At 64.7% G+C, this 12,002-nt stretch carries 11 protein-coding genes; 6 read left to right on the forward strand and 5 right to left on the reverse strand.

Annotated elements, in window-relative coordinates:
* Positions 1-22 precede the first annotated feature (22 nt).
* The 3 genes from ACZ1I2_RS14185 to ACZ1I2_RS14195 are packed head-to-tail and all read left to right on the forward strand — an operon-like array spanning position 23 to position 3,079.
* Complete coding sequence (locus ACZ1I2_RS14185; protein ID WP_465176813.1) at positions 23-466, forward strand: GFA family protein; 444 nt, start codon at positions 23-25, stop codon at positions 464-466.
* Complete coding sequence (locus ACZ1I2_RS14190; RefSeq protein WP_465176812.1) at positions 447-1,208, forward strand: alpha/beta fold hydrolase; 762 nt, start codon at positions 447-449, stop codon at positions 1,206-1,208. Before ACZ1I2_RS14185 ends, ACZ1I2_RS14190 begins: the two co-directional genes overlap by 20 nt.
* 59 nt (positions 1,209-1,267) lie before the next feature.
* On the forward strand, positions 1,268-3,079 hold the full coding sequence (locus tag ACZ1I2_RS14195; RefSeq protein ID WP_465176811.1) for a M2 family metallopeptidase: 1,812 nt from the start codon (positions 1,268-1,270) through the stop codon (positions 3,077-3,079).
* A 136-nt stretch (positions 3,080-3,215) separates the two neighbouring features.
* On the opposite strand, the gene ACZ1I2_RS14200 is transcribed toward ACZ1I2_RS14195, so the two are convergent.
* The 4 genes from ACZ1I2_RS14200 to ACZ1I2_RS14215 form a co-directional block, all read right to left on the reverse strand.
* The gene (locus ACZ1I2_RS14200) at positions 3,216-3,659 is read right to left on the reverse strand and encodes a hypothetical protein (RefSeq protein ID WP_465181467.1); all 444 of its coding nucleotides are present in this window, start codon (positions 3,657-3,659) and stop codon (positions 3,216-3,218) included.
* Positions 3,660-3,758: 99 nt separating this feature from the next.
* Entirely contained in the window at positions 3,759-5,213 is a 1,455-nt protein-coding gene (locus ACZ1I2_RS14205; protein ID WP_465176809.1) for an AMP nucleosidase, read from the reverse strand.
* A 95-nt stretch (positions 5,214-5,308) separates the two neighbouring features.
* Entirely contained in the window at positions 5,309-5,530 is a 222-nt protein-coding gene (locus ACZ1I2_RS14210; RefSeq protein WP_465176808.1) for a hypothetical protein, read from the reverse strand.
* Between the two features lie 118 nt (positions 5,531-5,648).
* Positions 5,649-6,128, reverse strand: coding sequence for a redoxin family protein (locus tag ACZ1I2_RS14215; protein WP_465173489.1), 480 nt, complete (start codon positions 6,126-6,128; stop codon positions 5,649-5,651).
* 152 nt (positions 6,129-6,280) lie between these two features.
* On the opposite strand from ACZ1I2_RS14215, the gene ACZ1I2_RS14220 reads away from it, so the two are divergent.
* From ACZ1I2_RS14220 to ahcY, 3 genes are all read left to right on the forward strand, one after another.
* Positions 6,281-6,841: a YqgE/AlgH family protein gene (locus ACZ1I2_RS14220; RefSeq protein ID WP_465173488.1), complete on the forward strand. Its 561-nt coding sequence runs from the start codon at positions 6,281-6,283 to the stop codon at positions 6,839-6,841.
* Between the two features lie 97 nt (positions 6,842-6,938).
* Positions 6,939-8,489, forward strand: coding sequence for a TolB family protein (locus ACZ1I2_RS14225; RefSeq protein WP_465176807.1), 1,551 nt, complete (start codon positions 6,939-6,941; stop codon positions 8,487-8,489).
* A gap of 180 nt (positions 8,490-8,669) precedes the next feature.
* Positions 8,670-10,130 carry an adenosylhomocysteinase gene (gene ahcY / locus ACZ1I2_RS14230; protein ID WP_465176806.1) on the forward strand — a complete coding sequence of 487 codons (1,461 nt, stop codon included), beginning with the start codon at positions 8,670-8,672 and terminating at the stop codon, positions 10,128-10,130.
* Positions 10,131-10,183: 53 nt separating this feature from the next.
* Here the strand turns inward: ahcY and ACZ1I2_RS14235 are convergent, their stop codons facing one another.
* The gene (locus ACZ1I2_RS14235) at positions 10,184-11,944 is read right to left on the reverse strand and encodes a tetratricopeptide repeat-containing sulfotransferase family protein (RefSeq protein WP_465176805.1); all 1,761 of its coding nucleotides are present in this window, start codon (positions 11,942-11,944) and stop codon (positions 10,184-10,186) included.
* Between the last annotated feature and the right edge of the window lie 58 nt (positions 11,945-12,002).

The raw sequence follows: 12,002 nt of genomic DNA on the forward strand, positions 1-12,002 counted from the left end.
ATCGCAACATGCAGGAGGCAGAATGCGACAGGAGATGGCTGGCGGATGCCAATGCGGACGCGTGCGGTATCGCGCGACGATCGATAATCGCGACGCCTATCTCTGCCATTGCCGGACGTGCCAGCGCGCGACCGGCGGCGTGTCGATCGCCTTCAAATATGTGCTGAAGGCGGACGTGACCTGGGAGCGGGAACCCGACCGACACGCCTCGTCACCAATCGCGGTGCGGGGTTTTTGCGCGGCGTGCGGGACGCCGCTGACCTATGAGGCGCATGACAGCGACCATCTCGACCTGACGGTCGGCAGCTTCGACGATCCGTTCGGTTTCGTGCCCACCCAGCATTCGGGGGCGGAGAGCTGGCACGAAGCGTGGCTTGACACGACGGGGCTGCCCGCCGAACGGACTGACCAGAACCACCGCCTCGTGCAACGCTGGATGGACGCCATTGGCAAGTTCCCCGATTGAACCCGACTATTTCGAAAGCTTCGACGGCGCGCGGATCGCGTGGCGCGAGATGGGCGAGGGGCGGCCGGTCGTTCTGATCCATGGCTTCTTCTCGGACGCCATGACCAACTGGATCCGTTACGGCCATGCGGCGAAGATCGCGGCCCGGGGATTCCGGGTGATCATGCCCGATCTTCGCGCGCATGGATCGAGCGCCAAGCCGCATGATGCCGCGAGCTATCCGCCCGATGTGCTGGCGCAGGACCAGTTCGCGCTGATCGCGCATCTCGGGCTCACCGACTATGATCTCGGAGGGTATTCGCTCGGCGCGCGGACGACAGTGCGCATGCTGATGAAGGGCGCCACGCCGGGGAAGGTCATCCTGTCGGGCATGGGCCTGTCCGGTCTGGTCGGCACCGCGCGGCGCGGCGACCATTTCCGGCATATCCTGACCAATCTCGGCAAGCATGAGCGCGGCACGCCGGAATGGTTGGCCGAGGCATTCCTGAAGACGACCAAGGGCGATCCGGTCGCGTTGCTCCGGATCATCGATACCTTCGTCAACACCGATAAAGCCGATGTCGTGGCGATCCAGGAGCCGGTGCTGGTCCTGACGGGCGACGAGGACAATGACAATGGATCGGCGGCGGAGCTGGCAGCGGCGCTGCCCCATGCCATTTTGCGGACGACGCCGGGTGGCCATATGAGCGCGGTCACCAAGCCCGAGCTGGGGCAGGAGATAGCGGACTTCCTCGCCGCTTGACCGTGGCGCGGGGGCGTCACAACGTGGCGCATGACCCGATTTTATCGAGGACCTTCCGCATGATCCGCACTGGAATTTCGACGCTTGCCCTGGCCCTGTCGCTCGCCGCGATGCCGGCGCTGGCCCAGACCAAGCTCACCGCCGCCGATGCCGACGCCTTTGTCGCGAAGACCGAAAAGGCGCTCGCCGACTTCTCGATCGTCGCCAACCAGGCCCAATGGGTCAACGCGACCTATATCACTGACGATACCGACGCGATCGCTTCGCGAGTCAATGCGGAGCAGACCGAACTTCAGGTGAAGGCCGCGCTGGAAGCGGCGAAATTCGACAAGGTCGCCGGGCTCTCGCCCGACACGCGGCGCAAGCTCGACCTGATGCGCAACGCCATCACCCTGCCGGCGCCGACCCGGCCCGGCGCGGCGGATACGCTGCAGACATTGGTGACCGGCATGTCCTCCTCCTATGGCAAGGGCAAGGGGACGCTCGACGGCAAGCCGATCAACGGCAGCGACATCGAGGCGGCGATGGGCACGGAGCGCGACCCGGCCAGGCTGAAGGAGATGTGGGTCAGCTGGCACGACAATGTCGGCGCCCCGATGCGCGGCGATTATCAGCGCATGGTCTCGATCGCCAATGAGGGCGCGGTCGGCCTCGGCTACAAGGATACCGGCACGCTGTGGCGCTCGGGCTACGACATGGACCCGGCGGCGTTCGCGAAGATGACCGACACGCTGTGGAAGCAGGTCGAGCCGCTCTATCGTTCGCTGCACACCTATGTCCGCTGGAAGCTGAACGAGAAATATGGCGACGCGGTGCAGTCCAAGACCGGTCCGATCCGCGCAGACCTGCTCGGCAATATGTGGGCGCAGGAATGGGGCAATATCTACGACATCGTCGCGCCTTCCGGGGCGGGCGATCTCGGCTTCGACACCGGCGAGCTGCTCAAGGAAAAGGGCTATGATCCGGTCAGGATGGTGAAGACCGGCGAGGGCTTCTATTCCTCGCTCGGCTTCGCGCCGCTGCCCGAGACCTTCTGGACGCGCTCTCAGATCGTCAAGCCGGCGGACCGTGAAGTGATCTGCCACGCCTCGGCCTGGGACGTCGACAACAAGGACGATCTGCGCATCAAGATGTGCACCAAGGTGAATGGCGACGACTTCGTCACGATCCATCACGAGCTGGGACATAATTATTACCAGCGGGCGTACAACAAGCAGCCCTTCCTCTACGAGAACGGTGCCAATGACGGCTTCCATGAGGCCATTGGCGATTTCGTCGCGCTGTCGATCACGCCCGATTATCTCGTCCAGATCGGGCTGCTCGGCGAGGCAAAGGTGCCGAGCGCGGACAAGGATATCGGTCTCTTGCTACGCCAGGCGATGGACAAGGTGGCGTTCCTGCCGTTCGGCCTGCTGATCGACAAATGGCGCTGGGGCGTGTTTTCGGGATCGATCCGGCCGAACGGTTACGAGGCGGCGTGGAATGCACTGCGGCTGCAATATCAGGGTGTCGAGCCGCCCGTCGCGCGTGACGAGACCCGCTTCGACCCCGGCGCGAAATATCATGTGCCGGCCAGCGTGCCTTATACGCGCTACTTCCTCGCCCGGCTGTTGCAGTTCCAGTTCTACAAGGCGGCATGCGACCAGGCGGGCTGGAAGGGGCCGCTGCATCGCTGCTCCTTTTACGGGAACAAGGAAGTCGGCGCGAAGCTGAACGCGATGCTGGAGCTCGGCCAGTCCAAGCCGTGGCCGGATGCGCTCGAGGCGTTCACCGGCAGTCGTGAGATGTCGGGCGAGGCGATGGTCGCGTATTTCGCGCCGCTGAAGGCGTGGCTCGACGAGCAGAACAAGGGCAAGCCGACCGGGTGGTGACGGTTTCCCTCTCCCAGCGGGAGAGGGGGAGCGGCGAAGCGACGGAAGGGTGAGGGTGACGCTTATGGCCGCTCTCACCCTCAGTCACCCTCATCCGGCGCTTCGCGCCGCCTTCTCCCACAAGGGAGAAGGGTTCTCAGGCGATGATGCGGTTGGGGATGGTGCCTTCGTCGGCGATCCCGGCCTCGAACGACGCCGAGGAATCCGTGCCGTCGGCCTGATGCGCGCCGTCGCGATGCAGCAGCGAGTCCAGATCGGTCGGGATCTTGTCGCGGAAGGCATAAAGCGCGGCAGTAGCGGCGGCGCCGACCGCGGCGACACCGCCGACGATCGCTGCGGTGCCCCAATGGCTGCCCGACTTCTTGGCGAAGGTGCCGTTCTTGCCACGAACCGGCGTTTTGCGCGCCGCTGGCTTGGCAGCGGTCTTAGGGGCCACGGTCTTGCTGGCCGCAGCAGGTTTGGCAGCAGCGGGTTTGCGGGGGGCGGTCGGCTTCTTTGCGGCGGTAGCCATCACATGCTCCTCAAGAATGTTGAGCAGCCGTAACGCACGAAACGCAAAGGGTTTCCAAGGGCCGGCCACATCCAGCCTATGCCCGCCTGCAAAGCGCGATTTCCTGCGCTCCGATGGTAGGAAACCACGTTTTCGGCTCGGCCTGACCGAATGTCGCCCGACCCTCGTTTACCGGAAAGGCGGCTCGTTGAAGGCGCGCAATTTGCGCGAGTGGAGCTTGGCACCCTCGCGGCGCAATTCCTCGCAGGCCTGGATGCCGATGCGCATATGCTCGCTGATCGCGCGCTCGTAGAAGCGATTGGCCTGGCCGGGCAGTTTGAGCTCGCCATGGAGCGGCTTGTCCGACACGCAGAGCAGGGTGCCATAGGGCACGCGGAAGCGATATCCCTGCGCGGCGATGGTGGCGGATTCCATGTCGATGCCGACCGCGCGCGAGAGCGAGAAGCGCAGCGCCGATCGGGCATAGCGGAGTTCCCAGTTGCGGTCGTCGGTCGTGACGATCGTGCCGGTGCGCAGGCGGCGCTTGAGTTCCTCGCCCGACTGGCCGGAAACGGTCTCGGCCGCGCGGGCGAGCGCGAGCTGGACTTCGGCGATGGCCGGGACCGGGATCTCCGGCGGCAGCACATCGTCGAGCACATGATCGTCGCGCAGATAGGCGTGAGCGAGCACATAGTCGCCGATGCGCTGGCTCGGGCGCAGGCCGCCGCAATGGCCGATCATCATCCAGGCCTCGGGACGGACGACCGCCAGGTGATCGGTGATCGTCTTCGCATTGGACGGGCCGACGCCGATATTGACGAGCGTGATGCCGGTGCGGTCGTCCGCCATCAGGTGATAAGCGGGCATCTGGTGGCGGCGCCACGCGCTGCTGTCGGCCAGCATCGCCTCGACATCGTCGCCCGCGCGCATGATCGTGCCGCCCGCGCCCGAGACCCCGGTGAAGCGGCTGGGATTCCCGTTTTCATCGGGCCCAAGCTGCTGGCAGGCCCAGCGCACGAACTCGTCGACATAACGGTGATAATTGGTGAACAGCACATAGCGCTGGACATGCTCGGGCGGGGTGCCGGTGTAGTGGCGCAGGCGCGCGAGCGAGAAATCGGTGCGCAAGCCGTCGAACAGGGCCAAGGGTCGCGTGCCGTCGGCGTCCGTGTAGAGCCCGTCGGCGATCTCGTCGCCGATATAGGCAAGCTCGGTCGCCGGGAAATGGCGCGCCAGGTCGAGCGCCGAGACTTCGTCCAGGCTCATCGCGTGCCCGGCATCGAGCACATAGGGGAAAGGGATTTCCTGCCGGCCGGGCACGGCTTCGACGAAGACGTCATAGTCCTCGATCAGCAGGGTGAGCTGCTCGGTCAGATAATCGGCGAAGATCGCCGGCTTGGTGACGCTGATGCGATATTCGCCCGGGGTGACGAGCCGGCCGAACGAGCGCATCGGGGTCGGGCGATCATTGTCGCCGCGATAGCGCAGCCTGATCTCGGGATAGGCGAAGCTGCCGTCATGCCGCGCGTCGCGCGAAGGAACCGAACCATCGGTGAGATAGGCTGTTAGGGCCGCCTGCAGCCGCTCGACCGATGCACGGTAGAGGGTGTCGAGCTGGGCGACGATATCGGAGGCAGTCGTCATCCTTCGTGGCTAAAGCACGCGCATGACGCTGGCAAGACGGCCGGGGAAGGGGAAATGAAACGGGGCGCCGGTGAGAGCGCCCCGCTCATGTCAGGTCAGGATTTGTCGTCTTCGCCGTCGTCCAGCAGTTTGCTGATGCCGTAAGCGGCACCGGCGACGGCGGCAGTCGCGCCGGCCGCGATGGCCGCCGCCGCGGCGGGATGCTCCTTGACCGCTTCGACGGTCGATTCGACCGCTGATCCGATCGCTTCCTGGGCGCGTTCGAGGAAAGACTTCTCGTCAGTCTTCGCGGCGGTGCTGTTGGTCTCGTCGGTCATCTATGCCTCCATGGTCGATCGCAATTCCCGAACGGGGAAGGAACGTGCAAGTTCCCGGCGGGGAGGCGGATCGTTGCCCGCCCGCGCCCCGCCGAGTGGCGACCCGAGTCTCAGACCTTCAAAGGTCGTTTAGCATGTGCTCGGCCGAGGATACGTTGAATTCGCCGGGAGCCTCGACATTGAGCTGCTCGACGACGCCATCATTGATGACCATCGAGTAACGCTGGCCGCGCGTGCCCAGGCCGAACTTCGAGCCGTCCATGGTCAGGCCGACTGCTTCGGCGAAGGTGCCGTTGCCGTCGGCGAGCATGGTCACCGCATCGGCGTCGTTCGCCTTGCTCCAGGCGCCCATCACGAACGGGTCGTTGACCGCGGTGCAGGCGATCTCGTCGATGCCCTTGGCCTTCAGTTCCTCGGCCTTGTCGATATAGCCCGGCAGGTGCTTGGCCGAACAGGTCGGCGTGAAGGCGCCGGGCACGGAGAACAGGGCGACCTTGCGGCCCGCGAAATATTCGTCCGAGCTGACCTGCTCGGGGCCATTCGCCGTCGCCTTGACGAGAGTGGTGCTGGGCAGCCGATCGCCGACGCTGATGGTCATGTTGGAATCCTCCTGGAGCGCGCATTGTTCTGGTCGCCGCGGGACCGCGGCGGGATCGATCGCCGCGAAAAACGCGACGGAGCCTACCTCGTGCAGGCGCGTTCGGATTTCAAGCATGGCGAGCGCCGATGGCTGCGCTATGATGGACGACGATGGATAAAACGGCGAATCTCACGGGGCAGCTTCTGCTCGCAATGCCGGGAATCGGCGATCCGCGCTTCGAACGCGCGGTGATCGCGATCTGCGCGCACGACCCGAAGGGCGCGATCGGCATCGGTATCGGCCAGACGATTCGCGGGCTGGGACTGCACGAGGTACTGGCGCAGTTCGGCATCGAGCCGGGCGCCGCGCCCGACGCGCCGGTGCATTCGGGCGGCCCGGTGGAGCAGCGTCGCGGCTTCGTGCTTCATTCCAACGACTGGAGCGGGCAGGACACGATCGATGTCGCCGGGCGCTGGGCGCTGTCGGGCACGATCGACGCGCTGAAGGCGATCGCCGATGGATCCGGGCCGAGCCGCTGGCTGGTCGCGCTCGGCTATGCCGGCTGGGGCGAGGGGCAGCTGGACGAGGAACTGACCCGGCATGGCTGGTTCAATGTCCAGGGCGATATCGAGCTGCTGTATGACACGGACGCCGCGATCCGGTGGGAACTGGGATTTGCCGAGGCGGGGATCGACCCGCGCCTGCTGGCGACCAGCACCGGAACGGCCTGAATTTCTCCTCGAGCCTCTCGCTTCCGCTGAGCGGTACCGCTACCATCCTATAGGAAATCCGGGCGGCCTGCCGATCCGGAAAAAAGGAGTGGGTGGCATGAAGCCGAGCCGGATCGTCGCGCTATGCGCGTTCATCGGGGTGGCGCTGTGGGGCAGCGCGACGTCTCACGGGCAGATAAAGCCACCTGCCGGGTTGTTCGAGCAGAGCGTCGATATCGGCGAGACCGCGTTGCGTGGGTCGGTGCTGTGTGACGCGGCGACGGACAGCTATCGGGTCACCGGCGGCGGGGCGAATATCTGGGGCGGCAAGGACGCCTTCCATTTCGTGGCGACGCGGCGGCCGTCGGGCGATCTTTATGTCGCCGCGGACGTGGCCTTTGTCGGGACCGGCGGCGATCCGCATCGCAAGGCGGGGCTGATGATCCGCGAGAATCTGACGCCGGGATCGCGCTATGCCGATGTGATGGTGCATGGCGACGGGCTGACGGCGCTGCAATATCGCGAGGTGCAGGACGGGCCGACCCGGCAGATCATGTCGAACGTCAAGGCGCCGCGCGGGATCAGGCTGGAGCGGGAAGGGGAATATGTCTTCTTCTCGGTGCGCGGGGCGGACGGCATGTGGCGCCATGCCGGCGGCAATTTCCGGATCGCGCTGCCCGAGGCCTATGTCGGGCTCGCGGTCTCGGCGCATGACAACAAGGTGAGCGAGACCGCGATCTTCTCCAACGTGTCGCTGGCGGTGCCGGTGCTCGCGCAGGTGCCGGACACGGGATATCCGGCCAAGGTCGAGAGCACGCTCGAGACGATGCAGGTCGCGGGCGAGCAAAGCCGGACCGTGGTGCGCCATTTCGTGGGCAAGATCGAAGCGCCGAACTGGACGCGCGACGGCGCCGCGCTGATCTACAACAGCAATGGCCGCATCTATCGCATCCCGGCGACGGGCGGCGAACCGGTGGCGATCGATACCGGGCGGCACATCAAGAACAACAACGATCACGGCCTGTCGCCCGACGGCACGCAGCTGATCATCTCCGACCAGATCGAGCCCGACAATCTCTCGCGCATCCATGTCCTGCCGCTCACCGGATCGGCCGAGCCGCGCGAGGTGGTGAGCCATGCCGATGCGCGATCCTACTGGCATGGCTGGTCGCCCGACGGAAAGACGATTGCCTATGTCTATGTCCATACGAAGAACGGGACCTATGACATCCGCACCCGGCCGCTGGCGGGCGGGCCGGACACGATGCTGATCAGCGGACCGGGCACCGACGACGGGCCGGAATATTCGCCGGACGGGCGCTGGCTCTATTTCAACTCGACCCGGTCCGGATCGATGCAGATCTGGCGGGCGAACGCGGCGGACGGGACCAATCCCGAGCGGATCACGCAGGACGAGGCCTATCGCGACTGGTTCCCGCATCTCTCGCCCGACGGGAAGTGGATCGCGTTCATTTCGTTCGGGCTGGATGTCGCACTGGGCGATCATCCGCCGAACCGCGACGTGCTGCTGCGCATCATGCCGGCGGACGGCAGCGCACCGCCGCGCGTGCTGACCCGGCTGTTCGGCGGGCAGGGGACGATCAACGTGCCGTCCTGGTCGCCCGACGGCAAATCGATCGCGTTCGTGAGCTATCGGCTGGTGCGGTGACGTAACGCTGTTCGCGGGCGACGTGAATCCAGCAGGTAATCGAGATGTGCGAATCCCGAAACCGGCTGGGCTAATCATGCCATGGCCTCCGGCGTCACCTCCTCGCCTGTCGACCGGCGATCGTGGAAGCCATAACATATAAAGACATCTTTATATTTGATTTGGGGGCGCCGGGGGCCTATGTGGCCGCTATCCATTAGCCTATCCGGAGACACCTACGTGGCCACCGCACTCGCCGACCGCGCCCAAGACTATGTCGTTGCCGACATCGATCTCGCCGATTTCGGCCGCAAGGAAATCAACATTGCCGAGACCGAGATGCCCGGTCTCATGTCGCTGCGCGAGGAGTTCGGGGCGTCGCAGCCGCTGAAGGGCGCGCGCATCACCGGCTCGCTGCACATGACGATCCAGACTGCGGTGCTGATCGAGACGCTGACCGCGCTCGGCGCCGATGTCCGCTGGGCGACCTGCAACATCTTCTCGACCCAGGACCATGCCGCCGCCGCGATCGCCGCGACCGGCGTGCCGGTGTTCGCGGTCAAGGGCGAGAGCCTGGCCGACTATTGGGACTATGTCGGCGACATCTTCAACTGGGGTGCCGGCACGGACGGTACCACCGCCAACATCATCCTCGACGATGGCGGCGACGCCACCATGTTCGCACTGTGGGGCGCCAAGCTCGAGGCCGGCCACACGCTGGGCGAGCCCGAGAATGAGGAGGAAGTCGAATTCCAGCGCGCGCTGAAGGCGTTCGTGGCGAAGTATCCGGGTTACCTGACCGAGACCGTCAAGAACCTGAAGGGCGTGTCGGAAGAGACCACCACTGGTGTTCACCGCCTGTACGAGATCGCGAAGAAGGGCGAGCTGCCCTTCCCGGCGATCAACGTGAACGACAGCGTGACCAAGTCGAAGTTCGACAACCTCTATGGCTGCAAGGAATCGCTGGTCGACGCGATCCGCCGTGCCACCGACGTGATGCTCGCCGGCAAGGTCGCGACCGTCGCCGGCTTCGGTGACGTGGGCAAGGGCTCGGCCCAGTCGCTCCGCAACGGTGGCGCGCGCGTGCTGGTGACTGAAGTCGACCCGATCTGCGCGCTGCAGGCAGCGATGGAGGGCTTCGAGGTCGTGACGATGGAAGAGGCGGTGACGCGCTCGGACATCTTCGTGACCGCGACCGGCAATGCCGACGTCATCACCGCCGATCACATGAAGGCGATGAAGCCGATGTCGATCGTGTGCAACATCGGCCACTTCGACAGCGAGATCCAGATCGCGGCGCTCAGCAATTACGAGTGGACCGAAGTGAAGCCGGGCACCGACCTGGTGAAGTTCCCGGACGGCAAGCAGATCATCGTGCTGGCCAAGGGCCGCCTGGTGAATCTGGGCTGCGCGACCGGCCACCCGTCCTTCGTCATGTCGGCCAGCTTCACCAACCAGACGCTGGCGCAGATCGAACTCTTCACCAAGGGCGAGAACTACAAGAACGACGTGTACGTCCTGCCGAAGCATCTCGACGAGAAGGTCGCGGCGCTGCACCTCGAAAAGCTCGGCGTGAAGCTGTCGACGCTCACCGCAAAGCAGGCCGGCTATATCGGCGTGCCCGTCGAGGGCCCGTTCAAGCCGGACCATTACCGCTACTGATCGATCGCAAGATCGCTAGGGAAGGGGCCGCGGAGCAATCCGCGGCCCTTTTGTTATCTGGCAGGCGCCAGCGGAGCGAGCGCTGTCTTCAGTTCGTCGAGCCAGGGCTCGTACGATTTCCACAGATCGACTGCATCGCGATTGAGCGGGCGCCTGACCTGCTCGGCGCTGGGAGTGCGCACCGGGCGGGCATTTTCATGGAAACGGAGGCAAGCTTGATCGAAAGGGAGGCCGATTCCATCGAGCAGGCGGCGGACCTCGCGTTCGGGATCTTCGAGCAGGTCTTCATGCTGGAGGCGAATGACGCGGCCGGGCAGGACTTGATCGAAATGGTCCATCAACCGGACATAATTGCAATAATAATGTCCGACATCCGCGAGGGAGTAAGCGAAGCTCTGGCCGCGGGCGAAATGCTGTTTGAAATTGGCAAAGCAGCACGCCATCGCCTCGCGTCGCGCGTCGATAATGGTCGCGTTGGGCAGGATCAGGTGGATCAGCCCGACGTTCATCCAATTGATCGGCAGCTTGTCGATAAACAGCGGGCGCGCTGTCTTGCGATGCGCGGCGGTGGCGCGAAGATACTCCTCGCCAAGCGCCTTTATCGCCGCACCGTCCAGATCTTCCAGCAGATCGGGATACCGTGTGCCGACGTCACGCCAGCGGTCGCCCAGCAGGCGACGGATCATCGCCGGAATCTCTGGCAGTTCCGAGGTCCCCTCGATCTGTGGATGGCTGGACATTATCTGCTCGATCAAGGTCGATCCGGCGCGCGGCATACCGACGACGAAGATCGGGTCTCGCGCCGTTGCACCGTCGCTGGCATGGCGCGCGAAGAAGTCGGCACTGAAGAAGGTGATGGCTTGATCGACCTTTTCGACGACCTTGTCCGGATCGTGCGGGACCAGTCTGAGGCGTTCGCAATTGCCAGCGGCGTAGTGCCGGAACGACTGCTCAAACTCCCCGCTATCCTCCTTAGCCTTGCCCAGCGCGAAGTGGAGGTACATTTTCTGCGCGTCGGTGGTGCCCGAAGCAACAAGCACCTCCATCCGTGCGACATCACCCGCATCGAGCTGCCGAACCTTCATGTTGGATAATGACCACCATGCCTCGGCACAGGCAGGGTCGAGTTGTATCGCCCGCCGGTAAGCCTGGATTGCATCAGCCGACCGGCCCACCGTCTTCAGGGTATTGGCATAGCCGACCAGCGCATGAGGCGTGTCGGGCTCCAGCCTGAGCAGTTCTTCGTGGAACTCGATCGCGAGATCATAGTCGCCGATCTCGCCCAGAAGCCGGATCTTCTCTTTTAGCGCATCGAGATTGCCAGAGTCGCGTCCGAGCAGATTGTCGAGCGCGTCCAGCGCGTCGCGTGTACGGCCCTGTGCGTGGAGTACGCTGACCAGCTTCATCCAGGCGTCCTCGAACGCCGGGGCGACAACCAGGGCCCGCCGAAGAAACCGTTCCGCCTCGTCGTGGATGGTCAGGCGATGGGCGAGGTCTCCCATCATCATGAGCGCGAGGGCATCTTCGGGCTGTTCTGCGAGACGATGACGGATCAACTTTTCCGCGTTGCCCAAACGGCCATCGGTCAGGTGACGAATCGCCGCGTTCATCGCCGGCTCACGGACCGACTGCATGATCGCTTCGTTAGATGCGGCGTCCGCCTCGGCGGTTCGGCCGAGCGCATAGAGCGCGCTGCTCAGCGCGCGAAGAGCCGAACCGTCGCGCGGATCGGCGGCAAGAAGTGCCCGGGCTTGCCGTTCGATCGACCGCGCATCTTCACTTGCCTCACGAGAAGCAGAGCCGTCAGGTCTCATTGAGCATCATCCGCCATCCGATCGGCGTCATTGTTACGCCGTGATATCGGCCCAGGCA

The organism is Sphingomonas sp. BL-S-29 (assembly GCF_055521495.1).